Source organism: Kutzneria kofuensis (assembly GCF_014203355.1).
Classification (GTDB): domain Bacteria; phylum Actinomycetota; class Actinomycetes; order Mycobacteriales; family Pseudonocardiaceae; genus Kutzneria; species Kutzneria kofuensis.
In genome coordinates, this window is record NZ_JACHIR010000001.1 from 8220063 (window position 1) to 8243426 (window position 23364).

The 23364-nt window shown below is 71.9% G+C and carries 1 protein-coding gene (cut by a window edge); it reads left to right on the forward strand.

All coding sequences use genetic code 11. The annotated features are described in order from the left end of the window. Positions 1-23364 carry the 5' portion of a WXG100-like domain-containing protein gene (locus tag BJ998_RS37375; protein WP_184867996.1) on the forward strand. Its footprint extends 14730 nt past the window's final position, so 23364 of the gene's 38094 nt are visible here — the first part of the coding sequence; its start codon is at positions 1-3; the stop codon falls past the right edge of the window.

Consider the following 23364-nt stretch of genomic DNA (forward strand, 5'->3'; position numbering starts at 1 on the left):
ATGACCACGCACTTGTCGCCCAAGCTTCAGCATTTGCTGAAGGCCGTCGTCGGCATGGAGTGGCCCGAGGGCGACGAGCACCAGATGTGGGACCTGGCGGACGCGTGGCGTGAATTCCAAAGTGCCCTGGAGGAATTGAAGTCCGACGTGACGAGTGAGGCGGCGGGATTCGACGAGTCCATCCAGGGCGAGTTCGGGGATTCGCTTCAGGACTACTTCAACAACAAGGTTCTGTCGAAGCTTCCGGATGCGATCGATGCGGCCGGCGGTCTGGCCAAGGCGCTGGACAACGGCGGATCGAGCATCCAGGAAGCCAAGATCATGATCATCGCGGCGCTCTCCATCCTGGCCGCCTCGTTGTTCGCGCTGGCTTTGTCGATCTTCGGGTCGTTGTTCACGGGCGGTGTGATCGCGGCGGCCCGCGTCAGCATCGGCGCGGCGCTGAACAAGTTGCTGTCGGAGCTGATGGAGGTCGGGATCGCCCGGTTGGCACAGCAGTTGGCGACCAGGGTGGCGTGGGGCGCGGGGCTGGGCGCGGGCATCATGGGTGGCCTGGAAGCGGGCATCCAGGGCGGGCAGATCGCGGCGGGCCACCGACACGGGTTTGATCTGAAGTCGTTTGAGGGCGCCGTGATCGGCGGGGCGATCGGTGGTGCGTTCAGTGGCGCGGCGGAGTTCGCGGGCGGGCTGGGGAGGGGTCTGGGCGCGGCGTTGCCGAAGGGGATTCGCCCGTTCGGCAAGCTCGGTTCCAGCGCGCTGCAGATCGGTGTGGTGCCGCTGAGCAACATCGCGATCAACAAGGCGCTGCACCAGAAGGGGAGCCCGGCGGACGGGATGTTCGGCGCGTTCGACCACGGCGGTGGTTCGCATCCGGACGTGCCCAGGGTGGAGGTGCCGGACGTCAAATCGCTGCCGAAGGTGGACTTCTCGGGGTCGTTGCCGAAGCTGGAGTCGCCGGCGCCGCACGCGACCACGCCCATGCGCACCAGCGACGGCAAGCCCGCAGGAACGGCGTTCAGCCAGTCCCCGACGACGACCACCGGTGACACAGCGCGGACTGGTGATGCGGCGCGCACCGGGGACTCGGGTCGGGCGGCCGAGCAGAAGACCGCGACGGGGAGCACTTCCCCGACCACGACCGAGGCGAGCGGCTCCGCTGGTGGCCGGGCGGGCGCGTCGAGCCAGGGCGGGAGTGCCGCGAGTCGGCCGGGTGTGTCGACGGAGTCCGGCGGTGGTCGGCAGGGGGCGTCGGGTCAGAGTGGGAGTTCCGCGAGTCGGCCGAGCGTGTCCACCGAGTCCAGCGGGCGGCAGGGCACGTCCGGCGCGGCGGAGGTCCAGACCGAGTCGGACGGCCGGCACGGTGGCGCCGCCACGGAGTCGGGAAGCACGAGTTCGGGCACCGCGACGGCGCAGGCCGGTCACTCGGGCGGCCGGCCGAGCACCTCGCCGAGCCCCGACCGCAGGGGCGCTCAGGACCGCGGCCCGGACCGGGCGACGTCCGAACCGCGCAGCACCGAGTCGGCCAGTGACGGTTCTCCGCACACGGGCAAGGCTCCGGAGCAGACCGATAACCGCTCCGCACAAGGGGACAATGCCCCGGAACAGACCACGTCGCCGGTCGGCCGGGAGCAGCAGACCTCTCCGTCGCCCGCGTCCACCGCTCGTGGGGCGGCGGCTCGTCCCGACGTCTTCACCACCGGCGACGCGCCCCGCGGCGACACCCAAGCGCCGACGGCGACCGGGGACCGTGGCGCTGCGCCGGCCCGCGGCGTCTCCGACCCGCGCACCGAGACCCCCACGCCCACCCGTGGCAGTGACGACATCCGGACCAGTTCGGGCCCCAACACGCCCGCCGCCGCACCCAGGACCGGATCCGGAGCCGCCGACGGCGGCAACCGGGTCACGACAACGTCCACATCGGACATCCGGCCCGCGGGAGGCGGCGACGCGCAGACACCGAACCGGAACACTGCCGATGCACCGGCGCCGAATCGCGGCGATCAACCGCCCACACCGACCGCCGACCGGTCCAGGCCCCTCGACCCCGCCGTGCCGAACCGCACTTCCGCCGACCCCAGGGCGGCCGACCACACACCAGCCACCACGGACTCCGCGTCGCGGGATCCGGGGCAGCAACGCCCCACCACGACCAGCCCCGATACGAGCAAGGCCGCCGGCCAGACCGATGGCACGGCAGTCGTCAGGCCGGACCTAAGTGCCTCCGGTGACCGCGGCACTGCCGGCGACCGCACGGGAGCCACTGACCCGACCACGGCTCCGAGGGCCACTGACCCGACGGCTATGGCCTCGAGGGCGACGGACTCGGCAACCGCAGACCCGCGGGCTACGGGCCCGACGGCCACGACCGCCCGGCCCGACACTTCCGCCGGCGGGCCCTCCTCGTCCACTGTGGACCGCTCCCCGGTGTCCACCACGTCGGCAGCCACCGACCGGCCCGGCATCACCTCGGCGGATCGTTCGGCAACGCCTTCACGCGACGATCGGCCCGCCGACACGTCCCGTTCCGCGGACACCGACGGCGGCCGCCCGCAGACCGAGTCGGGTCCGGCGGCCGGCGGAGACCGGCCCGACCCGGAGCGAAACGGCGACGGTCCGCCGCCGGACAGCCACGTTCCCGAGGACGAGGAGATCGACCTGCCGGACGTCCCGGCCATGACGCCGTTGGAGCGGTTGACCGGTTTGCCGGATCCGTCGTCGGCTTCGCCGCTCGGCGACGTCGTGTCGGCCCCGGACGAGCGGATTTCCCTGCTGCAGCCTCAGGTGCAGACCCGGGTCAACGAGCTGACCGCCATCGCGCGGGGGGCTGGGCTGCCGGAGAGCCAGTGGCACAATGTGGCCGAGTCGGCCCGTGCGGCGGCCCGACAGGGCGAGTGGGGGCATACCGCCGCACGACTCGACGAACTCCGCGCGGCTGTGGGGAGCGGGGTGCTCGATCGGCGTCTTGAGGATTTCCGGAACCACGCGCGGGGCGGGTTCGAGCGTCTGCGCGATCTGGGGGTCCGTGAAGACACGTGGCAGGCCAAGGTGGACGCCGTCGAGCAGGCCCAGCGGAAGGGCCAGCCGGCGTTGGTGGACAGTGCGCTCCGGGAGTACACCGCGTTCATCGAGCGGCATCTCCCGGCGGAGTTGCTCACCGGGGACGACGCCCCCCGGTCCTACGACGCCCTGGTGGAACAGCTCCGCCGGGAGCTGGTCACGGTCTCCGACCCGCAGGAACGCGAACGTCTGCAGCACGACCTGGACGAGCACCAGCGGTTGCACGAGGCCCTGGACCGGTTGGCACGGTCCGATCCCGAGGCGGCGCACCAGCGGCGACGGTTCATCGAGCAGCAGGAAGAGGCGCGGTCCGCGGAGGAGGCAGCGCAGGCCCGACAGGCGCTGGCCGACGGCGACGGGGACCGCGAGCGGGGGCGCAGCCTCGACGACGTGCGCGCGGGCAAGGCCGAGGCGGACCGGGAACGCAGGTTCGCCGCGTTGCTCAGCTCGATGGCGGACGACCCGCGCGGGACGGAACTGCGGCAGCGGCTCGACGCCGCGGCGACCGAGCAGGAGCGGGCGCAGGCGCTGCGCGAGTGGGCCGAACACAACCGGTTGACGTCGGAGGAGCGGCTGTTCAACGACTTGCTGACGTCGGTTCCACGTTCGGGCGACGCGGAGCTGGAAGCGCAGCGGGCGCACCTGCACCGGCTGTCCGAGAACGCCACAACGCCGGAGGAGGCGCGAGCGGCGGACCAGGCACGCCGGGAACTCGACGACCGGCTGATGCGTCAGCGGGAGGAGCAGCGCGCCGCGAGGCTGCGTGCCGAAGCGGATGCCCATGCGAAGGCGGCGGACGACGACCTGCGCCAACGGATCAACCGGATGAACGGCGGGATCCCGCATGATCCGCATGAGGCCGAGTTGCGGCAGCGGCTCGACGCCGCGACGACCGAGCAGGAGCGGGCGCAGGCGCTGCGCGAGTTGGTCCAGCACAAGCAGGCGGCATTGCAGCATCGGGTCAACAGCGCGACCACGGAACGGGAGCGCGCCGAAGCGTTCGCCGAACAGGCCAAGTTCAACGACTGGACGCCGCTGGAGCGGCGGCTGGCCAAGGCACACATGGGTGATGTGCCCGAGGCGGACCCGCACCGCGCGCGTCTGCAGCACGAGGCCGAAAACGCCAGGACGCCCGAGGAGGAGCGCCGCGCGGTCCAGGCGCTCACCGAGTACCTGAACCGTCAGTCTCTTGATCCGGAGCGGTTGGCGGAGGAGCAGCGGCGGCTGGAGGAGCGGCTGGTTGCCGGGCCGCCGCTCCCCGAGGACCTGCACGAGCGGTTCGAAGCGTTGCGATCGCGTGACGACGGGGCGCACCTGGATCCGCATGAGGCCGAGCTGATGCGCAGGAGCGAGGCCGCCGACAGCCCGGAAGCGGCTCGCGGGCCCGATCAGGCCCTCCGGGACTACCGTCGCGCCAGGGAGCAGCAACAGCAGGCGCGGGAGCAGGAGCGGCTCGCGCAGGTCCACAAGCACGAGCAGGAAGTCGCCGATCTTCGGGACAAGTTGGCGCGGGAGCGGCGGACTGGTGCGGTGGACCACGCCGCGAAGACCCAGCAGCGGTTGGAACGGGCACAGGAGCGCTTGGCCGCAGCCCGCGACACCAACGACAACATGGCCGCGCTGCGACACGAGCTGCGGCAACAGGTCGAAAAGCCGGAATCCGACGGCCGACTCGACCGGCTGGTCCAGCGGGGCCGTTCCTCGCACGTCGAGCAGGAGCTGGAGCGACGACGGGAGGAACAGGAGTTTCTGCGCCTGGATCCGGTCGAGCCGGCGCCGCACGAACGTGGCGACGTGTCGAACGCCGCCGACTCCGAGCCTCACGTCGGCGATCGGCCGTCCGACGAACTCGGCGACAAGATCGCGGCCGGGATCAAGGACGCGCTCGACGCGCACAAGGCCCCGTCGGCACGTCACAGCGATGGGGCCGGTTCGCCACACCGGGAAGCGCCGCCGCACACCGCGGAGCCCGGCTCGGAGGTCGCTCAGCTTCAGGCCGAACGCCCCCGCTCAGCCGAGTCCACTGAGGACATCGACGCCCTGCCGTCCGCCACCGGTCCGCGGGTTGACAAAGCCACGATGCACTTGCGGGTTCCGGATGTCACGGATCTCGACCGGGCGTTGTCCGATCCTGACCACCACGACGCGGTCGTGGATTCCGCCGCTGACTCGCCGGCGCGGCACGACGTGCCCACGGAACTGGTGGGACAGTGGCCGCACGCCGAGACCCACACTCCAGGCCTGTCCGGCGCGAAGCCGGAGGAGCAGGTCGCTGCCGACCTGCCGCACACGCCTGCTTCCCACGTGGCCGCCGAGGCGCTGGGTGGAGACGTGCTACAGCGGTTCGAGGCGTTGCGTGCGGGTGGGGATCAAGAGCGGGCGGAGGTTCGGTCGCCGGAGGAGGTTGCGGCGGATCGGGCCTTCGACGAGGAGATGCATCGGCGGCTGGCGGCGTTGCGTGAGGAGCCGGTCACCGGGGACGAAGCGCCTGCGGAGCATGTCGCGGCGCGCGCGGACGACAACCACGGCTTCGCGCCTGATCCCGAACTCGCCCGGTTCGCGGACCGCGAGTTCGGCAAACTGGACGAGCGGACGGCGGCGGGGTTGTGGGGCGAGGCGACGCAGATCATCGCCCGGCACACCCCCTTCGACCTGACCATCGGCCGGCCCGGCGGCGGCATGCGGGAGCGCAGCCCGGAGCAGTTCTGGGCGACGATGCGGGTGGCGCAGGTGCTGCACCGGCACACAGGCGCGGCGGATCGGTTCGAACAGGCGATCGCCGCGGCCAGGGACGTGGCGCACAAGGGCGGCGCCGACCTGGGGCGGGTGACCGTGCCGCACCCGTCGGAACCCCAGCCGCAGCAGGCCTCCCACGAGCCGGAGGCCGGGCAGCGCGGCCACACGCCGCAGGAGCACCCGCACGGGCCGGAGCACGCGCCCCAGCCCTCGTCCGAGCACCAGCCCCCGTCCGAGCACCGGCCGCCGGACAGTGGGCCGCCTTCCCCCGTGGACTGGGCCGAACGCGCCCGGGCCGAGCGCCCGAAGGTCGACGGCGACATCAACGGCGAGCCGATCCGCCGGGCCATCCTCGACCTGCTCCACCTGCGGGACCGACCGGTGGACGAGGTGCGCGAGTCGATCGTCCGGACGAAGTTCTCCGACGAGAACCTGAAGGCGATGTTCCACCGGGCGGTCGACGGCGGTTTCGTGGTCGATCTGGGTTCGAGCTCCCGGAGCGGGCCGCAGATCCGGCTGGAGGTGAGCAGCCTCGGCACGCCGATCCACGAGACCCGGGCCAAGGGCGACTTCACCGGCGAGCACAGCCCGGAGGAGTCCAGGACAGCGCTCGCCAACACTCGGAGCAGCGTCTTCACCGAGGCCCGGAACCTGCGCGTCCCGGTGCTGTTCGCGGCGGTCAACGCCAAGGTCGCGGGCCTGTTCAACGCCCGCGGCGCCGACCTGAAGTCGACGGTCACGCACAAGTCGACGACGAAGGTCACCGAGACCGGGGTGCCGGGCACGCGGGCCACGCATGACGTGATGTTCCGGGTGAACGTCCGCAAGCCGCGGACGTGGCCGTGGACGAAGGATCGGACCTTCGGCGACGTCGTGCCGGTCGAGACGACGCTGCTGTGGCCGGACACGCACGAGCCGCTGTCGGAGCCGGTCGGGACCGCGCCGCTGGAACGCCCCCAGGACATCGTGCACGCGGAGTTCTCCGGACTGGGCGACGTCTACCGGCGGCTCGAACAGGATCACGGGTTCCCGCCGAGCTCGCAGGGCGCGCGCCGGCTGCGGGACTGGCTGCACAGCCTGCCGGCGACGGCCCCGGAACTGCTGGGCGGCAAACCGGCCCGCGCGTCGTTCAAGTTCCCAGGCATCCGGGACCGGATCGAGGTGATCGTCGCCGTCGCCGACACGCAGGCCACGCACGCCACGGTGGACCACACGGGCACCATCGAGCACGTCCGGGAGAGCACCACCGAACGGGACGCCGGCACGTCCCTGACCCGCCGCTGGGGTGGCGGCGTGGGCGTCGCCTTCGGGGACATCACCCAGACACACGTCGGTGGCGGCATCGGCCCGATCGTCCTCGGGTACGGCATGACCAAGGTCGAGACCCGCAACGTCGAGAAGACCGTGCACCAGGTGACGGACAAGTACCAGGGCCCGGTTCAGCGCCAGCGGGTGCGGTTCGACTTCGTCGTCAAGGTCGGTGAATCGGATCCGGCATTCCGCGTGGGTGGCGCGGCGACCGTCTGGCGCAAGCCGGAGGACGCCGTGAGCCAGGAGCCGCCGGCCACGCCCGACCCCGCCACCCACCCCAGCCACGAGCCGCTCACGCTGCCGTCCACCGTGGACGCTGAGAGGTTGCTGGACCGGGTTGACGCCGTGCGCCGCCTGCCGGAGGAGACGATCAGCCACCTCGTGGGGTCGACGTTGCACCGGCTTTCCCGCGAAGGGCTGGTGAAGGCGAAGCGGTTGCCGAAGATCGAGCAGCGGCTCCGCCGGTTCCTGGCGGACTACGCGGACGAGCTGGCGCGCGGTGGCGACGGTGCGCGGTTCCCGCTGAGTTCCTGGCACAAGAACGCGCCGGACGTGTTCGTGCGGGTACGGCCGGACGTGACCCGGCCGGAGTACCTCGGTGCGACGGGGGAGAGCCGCAGCGCCAAGGTCGGTGGCGGGCACCAGGACGCGGTGCAGATCACCAAGGGCACCGACATCTCGGCCGGCATCACGGCATTCATCTACGACAACGAGTCGGTTCCCGCGCACGACGTGCACGGCAAGCCGACGACGAAGGCCGTCGACTCGGTCGGATCGTCGCCTGGCATCGCGTACAAGGGCAATGTCCGTGAGGTCACGGACATCAAGCACGAAGCGGGCCGCGTGCACGAGCTCGCCGCCGACGGGCCGCTGCACCGGGTGCGATTCCCGGCGGAGTTCGAGGTCAGGGTCGGCGGCCGGTGGGCGCATCCCGGCAAGGCGCTGAACGGCGGCGGCTTGTTCAGCGGCCACGTCGAGGTCGTCGCCCAGGAACGTGCGGCGCCCGTCGCCGGGCACGACGAGATCCGGCCGGAAGGACCGCCGCAGTGGCATGACGGGCCGGCGCCGGAGTTCGCGCACCGGCCGGCCTACCTGCCGCCCGGCTTCCAGATCGACTCGCTGAAGCCGGTTCCCGAACTGTTGCCGACGGTCACGAAGATGATCGACGCGCCGCCGACGTCCCGGTTCGCCGGCTGGTTCCGGCGGCCGCTCGTGGGCAGCAGCCCGGCCCGTTTCGACGAGCACAAGGGCGCGGGCGTGTGGGGTCGTGAGCCGCATGTGCCGGACGAGCGCAACGCCGCCCGCGACGCCCTGGAGACCTTCACGAGCATCCCGGCCCGGCTGGCCCGGTTCGAGCGCTCCGCGCTCTACCAGGACACCGCGATGCTCAGGAGTCACAACCGTGCCGGCCTGGCCGGCAGCCGGGAGCGGGTGGCGCGGGTCGACCTGGCCACCCACCTGGCCAACCCGAAGATCCTCGGTGTCGACGAGACGCACCGGTTCGCCGTCACCGACACGACGGGATCCGATCAGGGCGTCACCCACGCCGACGGCTGGGGCGTGAAGGTCAAGGCCGACGTCTGGGACGCCGTGCCGCTGTCCAAGGTGACGAACCCGCTGTTCAGCATCGGCGGCTCGGCCGGATACGTGCATGCCGAGGAGCACGCGCGGGGCCTGGGGCTGACGGAGTCGGCGACACGGACGCGGACCGAGCGGGGCTATCTCGTCCGCTTCGACGCGACGTACGGCGTGCGGGCCGAGTCGCGGCACGCGGTGAACGTGTTCGGGGCGGAGTTCGACTGGAAGGCGCAGGCGCGTGCCGGTGAGAAGTGGGTGCACGTGCCGGAGGCGGCGACGGTGTGGATCCCGGCGGGGGAGATCCACCGGATCGGTCACCTGCCGGACGATGACCTGAGCAAGCTGGCGCCCGAGGATGCCGCCCGCTACCACCGCGAGCACCCGCACAACAACGGCGAAGACCAACCGGACCGGACCGTGCGAGATGGTGACGACACGGCACACCAGGAACCGGAGCCGGTGCGTGCGCCGGCGGACACCGGGCACGGCACCGGCCGGGTGGAGGTGTACCGGCCCGAGGCCGGCGTCGAACTGCTGACGCAGGTCGGCGCGCGCCTCAAGGAGTGGACCCGGCGGCACGAGGGGTCGCCACGTCCGGACCTTCTCGGCCTGGTCAAGCAAGCGCTGACCCGGACGGCCCAGCCGAGCCGCCGGGAGCTGGAGTTCGGCCCGCTCAACGAGCGGCTGGTCCGCGACGTCCTCGGCCCGAACCTGACGGGCGCCGAGTTCAGCGCGTTCGTGCGGGACATGCTGGGCGGCGGACGGTCGGTCTTCCTCGAGGGCCAGACCGCGTACGGCAAGGTCGAGCAGCTGGTGGTGTTGCGCGCCAAGCTCGGCCTGGGTGAGTACCACCGCACCGTCCGTGGAGCCGAGGACAAGGTCAGTTCCGCGGCCGCCGAGAAGTCGGGCATGAAGGTCACCGACGGTGTCGCCACCGACTTCGCGGTCGGCGTCCTGGCCGCCACCGGTCCGTCGGGCCGGCCCGGCACCACAGAGGCCGGCTATTTCGCCGGCGGTTACGGGTTCAAGGCCGAGGCCGCGCACAGCAGCGAGCGCACGCACAAGTTGGAGTTCAGCGACCAGGCCGACCACGCGGAGTTCCTGCACGACCTGCACATCGAGATGGACGTGTACCCCTACGCGCGGTCCGGGCACTACCGGAAGTACCTGCCGTGGGCGCGGCGGCTGGCGGAGCACGAGCACACCGTGTTCGACCTGCCCGGGGCTGTGCGGTCGTCGGTGCCCCTCCACGAGACGATTCCGGCGGACGGCCGCCCGCAACCGCCGATCGGCCACGCGGACGGTTCCCTGCGCGACTGGCAGCGTGACCAGGACGTGCCCCGCGGGTTCAGCGACGAGGCCACGGTGCACGTGCGTCCGTTCGACGCGCCCCAGCTGTTCGACGCCCTCGGCGATCTGGGTGACGGACGTGGCGGTCGGCCGATGCTGCACCCGCGGGCGATGCTCGAGTTGCGGTCGGCCACCTCGTCGCTGCCGCTGCGGCGGCACCTGCCGGACCTGCTGTCCGACGGCGGCCACGTGGTGCACGTCGCCGGCGACGCCATCGAGAGCGTGAAGATCACCGCGGACGTGGTGAAACGCGAACTCGTCCGGGTCATCGACCAACCGCTGCGGCCCGAGGTGAACGAGAAGGTGGCGGCCAAGGTCGGCGGCACGCACAAGGCGGAGATCGGGCCGGCCGTGTTCGCCAACGTCACCGCGGTGCCGATCGAGGACACGCAGCAGCGCGGCAACACGATGGTCGCCGACGTCTACGACAACTGGCGTGACATCGAGCGGTCGCACGGCAACGAGGTGTCGGGCACCCAGGAGGTTCCGAGGGACGGCGCGGGACAGTCCACTTCGGAGCAGGACAACCGGCACTACGTGGTCCGCCTGACTCCACAGTGGACGATCGAGCCGCGTTACCGGGGCAGTCGCGCGCCGGAGGGCTGGCACGCCCCGGTGCACACCGAGCCCGACCGGCCGATCACCGTCAGGACGGACCGGCGCGGGTTGGCGGACCTGGGCCTGGCCCACCTCCTCGACGAGCCGGCCCCAGCCGAGCATGCTCCCGAGAGCACGCACGACCGGCCGCGGGCCACGACGCTCGGCGACTTCCTGGGGTCCCGGCCGGCCGCGCCCGCGGCGACCGAGCATGTCGAGGTCGAGCGACCGAGTACGGAGCCGGAGCGCGCGGACGGCGAGCCGTCGGCGGCGGCCGGCCAGGCGCTGGCCCAGCACGAGCGGCGGGTTCGAGAGGCGCGACGCCAAGCGCGGGATGCGCGCCGGGCTCTGCCGACCGTTGCGGAGGTCGATGAGAGCCGGCTCGCCGACCAGTCGCGAGCGGACCTGATGGACGCGGAACGGCCGTTCGACTCGGCCGAGCCGCCGCCGGCGGCGGACCATCGGACCGACCTGCTGCCCGCGCTCGATGCGATTCCCGAGGTGGCCCCGGTGCGGGACGTGCCGCTGACCGGGCTGGAGATCGACGGGTTGCGGTTGCGGGAGAGCGCGACCGAGGACTTGCCGGACGGGTCACATTTCGAGGTGGTCGACGAGGGCGGTGTGCCACTGCCCGACGTGACGGTGTCGCCGCGGGAGCATGGTCGATTCGTCGTCACCGGGCTCGGGGTGGGTGCGCTGGACATCGGCCGGAACGGCCGGTTCCTGTTCCGGTCGGTGGAGTTGCCGGGCACGGACCGGGTGGTGCGGTTCGAGACGCCGACGGGGGTTGCGGGCCCGCGGTTGGCGGAGTCGGACGGGCTGCCGACCGGCCAGAGTTCCGCGGAGTTCGTGCCCACCGAGAACGGCGGGCTGGTCGTGCGGATGCCCGGGCTGGACGGGGGCGAGTGGCACTTTGACGCCGAGGGCCGGTTGCGGCGGCACGAGTTGCCGCTGATCGGCGACGATCTCGGTCAGCTGGCCGGGTTGTCGCTCCGGATCGAGCACGATCCGGCCGGCGGCGTGACCCGGTCCGTCGCCGGCGGCGTGGGGGCCGGCTTCGCCTTCCGGGTGGAGCCGTTGCCGGCGGCGCCGGCCGGCGAGCTGGGCGACGGCTTCACGGTGGTCGACCGGCACGACGGCCGGGCCTTCCACTTCGACGCCGACCGGCGGCTGCGGTCGGTCGACCTGCCGCCCGACCAGCAGGTGGAACCCGAGCACTCGACCGAGACCCGTTCCGAGGCACACGACTCCACCGCGCACGACGACTGGGACACCGAGGACGAGGAACTGCTGGCGGCGGAGGCCGAGGACGAGCTGGCGCCGCTTCGCTCCACCCCGGTCGAAGCCCCGCACCCCGACGAGGAACGGCCGACGTTGCCGAACGCGGTCGCCGGCGGCCAGCCGCGGGCGATCTACCGTGACGCGACGTACTTCCCGAAGGCGCAGGAGTTCGAGGCGCGGCTGGGAGCGTTCGCCTTCGATCATCCTCGGGCGCTGCGGGCGGCACGGCACGGCGTGTCCCGGCTGTTCGACGTGCTGGCCGAGGCCTTCCCGGAGCACGGGCGCGAGGAGGTCGCGAAGGTCTTCTTCAAGGACGACCCGAGTTCGGCGGGGCAGGTCGGCGAGCGCGACGCCGGGCCGGCGGACCTTCAGGAGTTGTTGGAGCGGGGCAATGTCCGTGAGTTGATGACCGCGTTCTTCAACGCGGCGTTCTTCAAGGACTCGCCGTTGACGCTGAAGGCGTTGCTGTCGGAGATCGCGGAGCACCGCGACTGGACGAGGGCCGAGCGACTGGGCCTGAACGTCCCGGCGTTGCGGCGGCAGGCCGCGTTCCTGCGGGGCGGCACACGGTCGCGGATCCACGCGGTGCTCGGCCTGGTCGCTCCGGGCCGGGCCGGGGCGTTCGACAAGGACTTCTTCTCCATCGGCAACGTGGTGGCGCAGTCGGGGGCATGGAAGCGCGAGGTGGCCAAGTACTGGGGCCGGGTCCGGCGCTGGCGGCCGGAGGACGAGCGGCTGGCCGGGCACATCGCCCGGACCCCGGGCGAGTGGGCCCGGCTCGGGATCGGGCTCAGCGAGCGGGAGCGGGAGTTCCTGGCCGCCAACCCGGTCGCCTTGCAGGTCATGGGTTTCCGGACGGAGTCGGTGGCGCTGGACGACCTGCGCTTCGACGAGCGGGGCGAGCCGGTGCTGGACGAGTTGCGCCAGGCTCCCGGGGTGCTCGGCGTGGAGGTGCACCGCGACGAGCACCGGCGGATCACCGGGATCACCCGGGTCGTCCAGGAAGCCGCCGTCATCGAAGACCCTCGGGCCGGTGACCTCGGACCGGGTGAGCACGGGCCGGAGTTGCCGCTCGGTGTGGTGTCCGGCAAGACGAACTGGGCGATGGACCCGGGTTCCTCGCTGTACCGGCAGGTGCACGACGAGCGGGGCATGCCGCTGCTCGCCGGTGTGTCGGGCACGGCGGCGAAGCTCGGCAACGCGTTCAAGCTGTTGGGCGCGGCTCACCCGGATCCGGACGGTTTCGCGTTGTCGTTGCTGGGGTGGATGCTGCCGACCGAGGATCATTCGCTGTACGAGATCCTCGCGGGCCTGCAGACGGCCGATGTGGTGCCGTCGTTGGCCGGGCATCCGCTGGACGACGCGGCCGAGATGTACCGGTCCATCCCGGGCGTGCCGCTGGCGGAGCTGCGGCAGCGGGTCGGTGCGGACGGCATGCTGCCACACGAGGCGGCGTACCGGGACAAGTTGTACGCCGAGCTCGCGGACGGCGGCTTCCGTGAGCCCGGAGAGATCGGGCTCGGGCTGGCCGAGCGGCGCCGGGACGCCTTCCAACGCCTCCGGGACGACCCGAGCGACCCGCTGGGCCGGACCGCCGCCGACTGGTTGCGCGACAACGGCATGACCGCCGGCCAGGTGCTGGACCGGCTGAGCCCGGCCCACTTCGCCGCCTTCGTCGCCTACACCGGCCCGGCGTTCCCGCTGATCAACGTGCTGCTCGACTTCAAGTCCGGCGGCGCATGGGTGCGCCGGCAGGCCCTCGGCGTCCAGATCAAGGGCCTGCTCGACAAGTACCTCGACCCCGGTGACGGCGGGCTGCCGATCCTGCCGTCCACGCTGGCGGACGATCCGCTGCTCGGCAATCTGCTGATGAAGCCGACGTCGGCCATGACGCCCAAGCAGTTGGCCGAACACAAGACGGACGTCCACGCCGCTGCCGAGGCGTTGCTGCCGTCCATCGAGAAGGAGATGGCGGCGCACACGGCGATGTTGCTGGACGCGTTGGCGCAGTTGCCGCCGGCTCGTGGCGAGGTGTGGCGCGGCACACGCTCGGTGGGTGATCTGGCGTCCGGGATCGGGCGGTTGATCTCGCCGACCTTCGGCGGCTCGAAGCTCTCCTTCACCGCCTTCGCCAGTTTCAGCCGGGAGGAGAGCGAGGCCCGACGCTTCATGCACAAGCAAGCCCAGCTGCCGCTGACCCACCGAGTGCTGATCCGGGCGAAGCTGTCCGGGAACCGGGCCCGGGACATTTCGGTGTTCGCCGTGCAGCAGAGCGAACGCGAGGTGCTGCTGCTGCCCGGCGCCCGGATGAAGATCACCTCCCGCCGGATCGCCGACGAGGGGAACCGGGCCGATGGTTTCGAGCTGATCGAGGCCGTGGAGGAGTTGCCCGAGTTCCCGGTGCGGGATTCGGACGATCCGGCGGACGCGGTCCGGTTGCGGGATGCGCTGCAGCGGTTGTCGGGGTCCGGTCCGTTGCTGCGACGAGAGGATCTCGAGCCGCTGGCCCGGCGGATCGGTGCGAGGTCCGGTTTGGACGTGTGGCAGCTGGCGGGCTTGGCCGGCGATGTGCACGGCGGGCCGGAACACCTGACCGTCGACGGCCTGACGACGATGCGCCGCACGGCGGATCTGGCCCGGCGCACGGTGAAGCTCGGCACCGACACACAGGTCACCGGCGAGCACCTGGACACGCTGGTGCGCCGGCTGGACGGCGCCGCGACGGACGCTGCCGTGGACCGGGAGGCGCGGCAGCGGTTGGTGGATCTGGTCGCACGGCTGAAGGTGCCGGGCCGGCGGGTCTCGTTCTCGCAGTTGGCCGCCGAATGGAACACCCGGCCGCAACGGGCCATGGCGACGTCGCACGCGCCGGTGGAACGGACCGAAGTCGGCGACGCGCCACCGGAGCTGGTGGAGCCGGTACCGGATCCGGTGCGGCCGGAGCAGTGGTCGCACCGCCGGGAGGGCGCACCGAGCAGCGAGTTGCGGACGGAGCGATTCGATCCGACGCAGGGCGTGCCCGCCGGGGACGGCTTGCTGCCCGGTCGTCACACGCTGATCCGTGCCTGGGTGCGGCGTGTCCAAGCCGATGACGGCCGCTGGGTGCGGAGCCTCACGCTGAACCTGCCCGTGCGGTTCGGCGAGGGCACCACTCCGGACATGCTTCCGGTGCTCGTGCAGCGGTGGCGTGCCGCGGTGGACCGGCAGTTCAACGGCGGCTTGCTGCTGCCGAGGTCGGGCGATCAGTTGCATGTGGACCTGCGGCTGACACCGGCCGCTGACGGTCGGGAAGCCATCGAGCTGAGCATGCCGTCGGTGCCCGAGCGGTCGGACCAGCTGCATTTCCGGTTGTCGCACGAGGGGCCGGAGCTGGGGCCGGAGGCGCTGGCGGAGGTGGCGCGGCGCAATGATCTGCTGGTTCTGCACGAGCTGGGACACTTCGTCGGTCTGCCGGACACGTACCTCGACCCGGACTCGCTGTTCCGCGACACCGCGGCGAAGGCCGCCAGCGACGGGATCATGGCCGACATCACCCGGACGCCCGAGGCCGGGGTGCCACGCCGGTACCTGGAGGCGATCGAGAACGCGATCGACTCGGGTCCGGTGGTGCGTGATCACCCGCTGTCCGCGGACCCGTCCCGCACCGGCCGGCCGGATCCGGTGTCCTCGTTGGACGATTCCGGCCCGCACGGCCCGGCCATGGCGCAGCCGGCCCGGTCCGCGCTCGACCAGGTGTTGCACGGCGACGCTGGTCCCGGCGAGCCGGACCTGGTGCGGATCGAGCGGTTGATCGCACAGGCCAGGAGGCAGGCGGTGCGGGCCGGGGTTCCGCCGCACTCGTTGCACCAGGGCGCGGTGGCGTTGCGGTCGGCGGCGTACGACCGGTTGCTGCACAATGCGCAGGCCGCGCGCCAGGCATACCTGGACAAGGGCTCGCCCGTCCAGGGTGGCTTCACTGTGATGCCGGACGGCGTCTCGGGCTGGCATGTCGGGCTGCACAACGGCACGGGACTGCGGACGGCGTTCGACGCGGACGGTCGTTGGACGCTGCGGGAGTTCCAGCTGGCGGATTCGCCGGCGTCGATGGCGCCGGACCTGCGGGTGGCGGCGTTGCGCTCCTGGGACGATTCCGGTCAGGAGAACCTGTCGTACCAGTTCTCCCGTGACGACGCGACCACGGCCGACCTCGAGGTGGCGGCGGTGCCGTCGGACTCCCCGGAGCATGTGTACGGCCCGCTCGTCGTCACCGATGTCATGAGCGGGCATCGATACCACTTCGGGCAGGAAGGGACGTTCACGGTCCGGGACGTGCCGGTGTACCGCGAGGCGTACCTGCGAACCGACGTGCTGGGGCCGGACGACGTCCCTAGGCTCGTCGACCCGCGCGGCGCGGCGCGCGACGACTGGACGGTGGAACGGGCGCCGGACGGCCGGGTGATCGTGCGGCCCGCGGCGCCCAATGACGCCCCGCGGCAGCGGATGGTGGTCGACCCCGGCAACGGGATCGTGGAGGCGGAGACCGTCCCGCTGCGGGACGAGCACGGCCGGCTGACCGGTTACGCGGACGTGGACCGCCGGCACGCCAGCCGGGGCAACCCGATCGAGGTCGAGGCCGCGCGCCTGGACCTCAACGGCGATCCGGTGGCGGACGCTCGGTTGACGGCGCGGATCTGGCCGGACGGGCGGCTGACGGTGTCCGACGAGGCCGGCCGGCCGCTGGCCGGCCGCGAGACGTGGGGCCGGCCGGTGGTGGAGCCGCCGTCGGTCGCCGGCAGTGAGGCGCTGCGGACGCTGTACGAGGATGTGGCGTACGACCTGAAGGCCCAGGAGTTCGAGGCGAACCTGGGGACGTTCGCCGCCAATCACCCCCGGGCGTTGCGGGCGGCGCGGCTGGGTGTGTCGCGGTTGTTCGACGTGCTGGCCGCCGCCTTCCCCGATCGCGGGGACGAGGTCGCCGCGATGTTCCTGAAGAACAGTTCGACCGACCTGCAGGATCTGCTGGGGCGGGGCGACGTCCGGGAGCTGATGGCGGCGTTCTCCCACGCCGCCTTCGACGACTCGCCGGTGACGTTGACGTCGCTGCTGTCGGAGATCGTCGAGCGGGGTGACTGGGAGCGGGCCGACGGGCTCGGCCTGGACGTCCCGACGCTGCGTCGACAGGCTCCGCCGCTGTCGGAGCCGAACACGGCGACGGCGGAGAAGGTCGGGAACGCGTTCAAGCTGTTGGATGTCGTGCACCCGGACCCGGACGGCGTGGCGCTGTCGGTGCTGGGCTCGATGCTGCCCGATCATGGTCTGAAGGACGTTCTCGCGGGGCTGCGGGCGGCGCACGTGCTGCCGTCGCCGGCCGGGCACACGGCGGCCGACGCGGCCGGAATGTACCGGTCCGTTCCCGGCGTGCGGCTGTCGGAACTGCGGGAACGCGTCGGCTTGGGCGGCATGCTGCCGCACGAGGCCGCGTACTGGGCCAAGCTGCACAGCCCGCTCGAGGACGGCGGTTTCCGCGAGCCGGGCACGGAAGCGCTCGCACTGGCCGAGCATCGCCGCACCACCATCGAACAGCTCGTCGACCAGCGACCTGGCGACGAGGCGACCCTGGTTGCCGCGGAATGGTTGCGGGACAACAACATGACCGCCCGGCAGGTGCTGGAGCGGCTGAGCCCGGCCCACTTCGCCGCCCTCATCGTCTACACCGGCCCGGCCTTCCCGCTGATGAACGTGCTGCTCAGGTTCCGGTCCGCGGGCACAAGGGCGGCGGCGCTGCGGTTCCAGGCCAGGCGCCTGCTCGACATGTATCTCGCCGGCGAACGGACGCTGAAGGACGTGCCGGTCGCGCTGCGCGAGGACGAGACGATCCGCGACCTCCTGGCGAACGCGCCGCGAAAGATGACGGTCGCCCAGGCGGCGAAGCACATCGACGCCTACCTCGACGCCGCCGGCCCGACGCCACTGCCGGCCGAGCTGGGGGACAAGCCACGCATTCGCGAGCTGACGGACATCCCGCACCAGAACATGACGCCGGAGCAGTTGGCGGAGCACAGGGAGTGGCTCCACGCCGCCGCAGAGGCGGTGCTGCCGGACATCGAGAAGGAGGCCGAGGAGAAGGCGGCGGCCCTGAAGGAGCCGCTCGACGCCGCCGTCGAGGCGTTGCTGCCCGCCATGGAGAAGGAGATGTCCGCCCACACCGCGATGGTGTTGGACGCCTTGACGCAGCTGCCGCCGGCACGCGGCGAGGTGTGGCGGGGCACTCGCTCGATCGGCGACCTCACGTCGGGTATCGGCCGCCTGATCTCACCGACCTTCGGCGGCTCGCGGATCTCCCTCGACGACTTCGCCAGCTTCAGCCGCGTCGAGGACAAGGCTCTTGACTTCATGGCCGCAGCGGCCCGGCTCCCGCTGACCCACCCCGTGCTGATCCACGCCCGGCTCACCGGCAACTGGGGCCGGGACATCTCGTTCCTGTCGGCCACGCCGGAGGAGAAGGAGGTGCTGCTGCTGCCCGGCGCCCGGATGGCGATCGCGGACCGCCGGACCGCCGAGAAGACCGTCGGCCGGGAGCCGACGCGGATCAGGTTCGAGCTGATCGAGGCCGTCGAGGAGCTGCCGGAATTCCCGGTGCGGGAGTCGGGCGAGCCGGTGGCGGCGCAGGCGGAGGCGTCCCGGCGCCGGGACGCGTTGCAGCGGTTGGCTGAGTCGGGTCCGCTGCTGCGGCGGGACGACCTCAAGCCGCTGGCCGCCCGGATCGGGGCGAAGACCGGGTTGCAGGTGTGGCAACTGGCCGGCTTGACCAGCGACATCCATGGCGGTCCGGAACACATCAGCGTGGACCGCTTGGCCGCCGTGCGCCGAACGGCGGACTTGGCCCGCCGCACGTTGAAACTCGGCGGCCAAGCACCCGTCACTGCCGAGCATCTGGACGCGCTGGTGCGGCGACTGGATGGCGCGGCGGAGGATGCCGCCGTCGACCGGGCGGCGCGGCAGCGGCTGGTGGATCTGGTGGCCCAGGTGAAGGTGCCGGGTCGGCGAGTCACGTACTCCGAGTTGGCGGCAGCGTGGACGACGCCCGTCGAGCACCACCACGAGGAGGCCGCGGTCGTCGAGCCGTCGGCCGAACCGGACACGAACGACTGGCAGGAGTCGTTGCAGCAGCGGTTCTCGCTGGACGCGGTCGTGGAAGTGACGCATCTGCGGGAGTTGCCGCTCGACGTGGACGGGCTGCGACTGCGGGAGAGCGCCACCGAGGGGTCGCCGGAGGGATCGCACTGGGAAGTCGTGGACGTGGACGGCGCGCCGCTTCCCGGGGTGTTGGTGATCCCTCGTGAGCGGGGCGGGTTCGTCGTGACCGGGCACGGCGTCGGCGCGTCGCACTTCGCTGCGGATGGTCGGTTCCTGTTCCGCACGGTGGCGTTGTCGGGCACAGATCGTGTCGTGCGCCTGGAGGCGCCAACTGGCGTGGCAGGCCCGCGGTTGGCCGAGCGGGACGGGTTGCCGTCCGGCCAGGCGACGGCGGAGTTCTCGCCGGCCGCGGACGGCGGCCTGGTGGTGCGGTTGCCGGACGTCGGCGAGTGGCATTTCGACGCCGACGGCCGGTTGTGGCACTACGAGCTGCCCCTGGCCGGCGAGCGGGCCGTCCATGAAGCGCTTCCGCCGCTGCCGGGGCCGGCCCCGGACGGGTTGTGGCTGCGGTCGGTGCATGGTCCCGACGGCGAGGTGTCCCGTTTGGACGTCGTGGACGCCGACAGGTCGCCGGTGCCGGACCGCGTGGTCGTGCCGCAGCCCGACGGGGGAGTGACCATCACCGCCGCGGCGGGGGATGTCCGGTGGAATCTCGGCCCCGAGCGGCAGCTGGAGTCGTACGAGGTACGGCTGCCGGGGACGGACCGGTTCGCGCTGTTCGACGGCGCCGGGCTGCCGTTGGTGGTGGACCGGGACGGCGAGCCGGTTGTCGACGGGTTCACGGCGGTGCCGGTCCGGGATCGCTCGGGCGAGACCTCCGGTGTGGTGGTCACCCGGCACGCCCCGCTCGCGGCCTGGCGGTTCGACGGAAGCCGGGCGTCACTCACTCCGCTCGCGCAATGGCGGTTCGACCACGACGGGTCGCTGGTCAGCGCCGACCTGCCGTTGACCGGCATCGATGCCGACAGCTCGCTGCGAGGTCTGCGGGTTCGCGTGTCCCACCACTCCGGTGAGGCGGGGCCGCAGGCACACCAGGTGTTCGAACTGGCGGGCACGCCCGCCGCGACACGTGAGTTCCGGGTCGTGCCGCTGGACGGCGACCTCGCCGACCGGCTGCCGGGCGGCTTCTCCGTCGTCCACCTGGGAACCGGGCAGCGGTGGCCCGTCGATGCCGATGGCCACGTCGTTTCCGACGGAATCGAGAACCATCCTCACGCCGAGGAGCCCGCAGCTGACCAGAGCCAGCTGCCGCCGGCACCGGGTGACGGTCATGACGGCTCCGCGAGCCGCCGATCGTCCGAGCCGATGCACGACTCGACGCTGCCGGAGCGAACCGCCGCCGAGCCGTCGATCCGGACCGCGCCGTCCCGTGTGCAAGCCCCCGCGGCCGTCCGCCACGACTCGCAGCCGCTGGACTTCGGTGGTGGCCTGGTGGAGCTGGCGCATCAAGAGGGCGGCTTCTACAAGCTCGACAACCATGACGTGTTCATCAGCGTCGACGCCGTGCACGATCCGGACGAGCATGAGCGCCAGGCGGTGTACGACCAGGTCCGGCAGTACTTCGGGGACGGGCTGACCGTCCACCGCGGCATTTCGTCCTGGCACCCCACGTGGCATCGGGTGCGGGACGGCGAGATTCCGCCGCTGGGCACGAGACCCCACCCCGATTACGACACCCGCAACACGAATTTCGTGCCGTTCACGGCGAACAGGGACATCGCCACGATGGCGGCGATGGGGCACACCGGCATGGGTGCGGGCGACGACCGTCGTTTCGTGCCCGGTTACGACCCGGCCGATCCGACGCACCCGGTCGGAATGGTGCTGTCGAAGCGGGTGTCGGCGGCGACCGGTGAGCCGATCGCGTTCATCAATCCCGGTGAGACCCAGGTCGGTGGGCCGATTCGCGATTTCGACGCGACGACGTACGACATGGGCACACCGCTGTCGGCGGTGTACGGCGGTGACGACGACGGCATGACCCTGGGCGCGGTGATGCCGCCGAAGCCGGAGCCGCACGAAGTCGCCGAGTACGTCGCGAAGTTCGGCGGCCTACGGCACGACCCGAATCTGCCCGCGTGGCAGCCGCCGGCAGCCGTCGAGCACGAGCCGACTCAGGACCCTGGCGCGGCGTCCACGAAGCGGATCCGCCCGTTGCCCGGTGCGGTGACCCGCCGGATCGGGTCGTGGTTCGGCCGCGGCGGCGCCAAGGCCGTGAACCGCGTCGCCGCGACCGGCGTCGACCTGGCCACCGGCAAGGTGATCAAGTTCCGGTCCTCCGAGGTCCGGGCCTATCCGCTGGTGCGGGACGGCCGGACGGTCGGCGTGACCTTCGAGGTGGGTGCGGAGCGCTCAACCCCGTTGGCGTCCAACACCTTCTCCGTCGCCGCCCAGGGCGAGTCGGACCAGGTGCACCTCACGTTGTCCTCGGGCGCCAAGGTCGCCGTGCACGGCTCAACGCTCGCCCACGTGCTGCACGACCTGAAGATGTTCCGCCGCACGTTCGAAATGGAGCACCCGGAGTCGGTGACGCTGCTGGTTGGACACGGCGGCGCCCTGGCACACGAGTTCGAGCAGGCCCTGTCAGAGGCGACCGGGCATGACGAGGAGGTCACCGAGCACGTCGTCACGCCGGGTGTCGCCGCGAAGTGGCCACCCCTGGCATCGTTGCGGCGCGCCCACACGAACTGGCGACAGGGTGTGCGGCCGGCGAAGGTCGTGGAGGGCCTCACCCTGCCCGCGATCGACCATCACACGAACGCGCCCACGACGTTCCACACCTCACAGGTGCCGGTGCGCCACCTGCGGGACAAGGACGGCACCCCGGTCGGCATCACCTTCTCCCGGGGCGAGGAGCTGCATGGCGACCGGGAGCTGGTCCGTTCCGTGTTCGGCGGGGTCACCGACATCTACTCGGCCGAGCACAAGGACGCCAGGGCCGAGAACCGCACGCACGTGATGGAGTCCCCCTGGCCCCGGAACACGCTGTACGTGACCACGCACGGCTACGCGGAGCGTTTCCACCTGCACCTCACCGACGGCCGCGAGGTTCTCCTCAGCGGCGAGACCTTCGGCAAGGTGCTGCACGACCTCGCCTCCTTCCGCCACATCGTGAACCGCAACGCCCCAGAGGCGCTGGCCCTGATCGTGTGCGAGGTCGGCAAGAACGACGCGCCCGGTGGCGCGGGGTATGACCTGCAGCAGACCCTCCAGGAGATGGGTTACCGGCAGCCGGTGGTCGCGGCCACCGAGACCATGTCCTTCAACCGCCGGTATCGCGGGCAGTGGAACACTGCCATCGTCAACGGCGGCACCTGGCGAGTGCTGTCCTCCGGTGACGCCGACGTCATCGGCCACGACCTCTGGAACTGGCGGGCGTTCGACCCACGGACCGCCGAGGCGACCCCGCTGGTCCGCGCGGGCAAGACGGTGGGCGTGTCGTTCCGCACCGACCGGGCGGAGTTGCGTCGCCGGCAGATCTGGGCGGGGCACGGCGCCTCCGCCGGGAGTGCGCCGTGGCCGCACCGCACGTTCCTGGTGGACGCCGAGCCCGCGCCGGGCGGTCGAATGGTCGTGCACACGCCGGCAGGCCCGTTGGTGGTCGACGGCAAGACCTTCGGCCGGGTATTGGCCCACACCCGGGCGTTCCGGGACGCGATGGCCACCGCCCGCCCGCAGGCGCTGGCGCTGCTGACCAGACAGTCCGGGGAGCTGTCCCAGCCGATGCCGGGGCAGCCGCGCGACCACTCCCTCGAGTTCGCCCGTTCCCTGGAACACGAGTTCGGTAGCGTGCCCCCGGTGTTCGCCCCGACCGGCTGGGTCCGGTTGGAGGCGGGTGCCGGCGGCACGCCCGAACTGCGCCTCGACCACGGCCAGTGGGCGCGGCACGACTTGTCGGGCCGCGTGTTCCCGGGCGTCGACGACGCGGGGCTGCGCCACCTGATCCGAACCGAGGACGTGGACGTCGCCCCGCTCTACCACGGCGACCATCAGGTGGGCGTGTCGTTCCACGGCCAGCAGGCCAGTGCCCATGTCCAGGGATGGTTCGACAAGGGCGCCGCCGCACCGCACGCCGGCGCCCCGTGGACCGACCACACCGTGTTCGTCGCCGCCGATGGCAGGCCCGACGGCTGCGGCATCCGGCTCGGGGACGGCGAGCGCGTGTGGGTCGACGGCCGCGTGCTGGCGCAGATCATGACCAAGTCCCGCGCGTTCGTGGACATCATGCACGGCATCGGTCCGGACGGACATCCGGTGCGGGACCGCGTCGACCGGTTC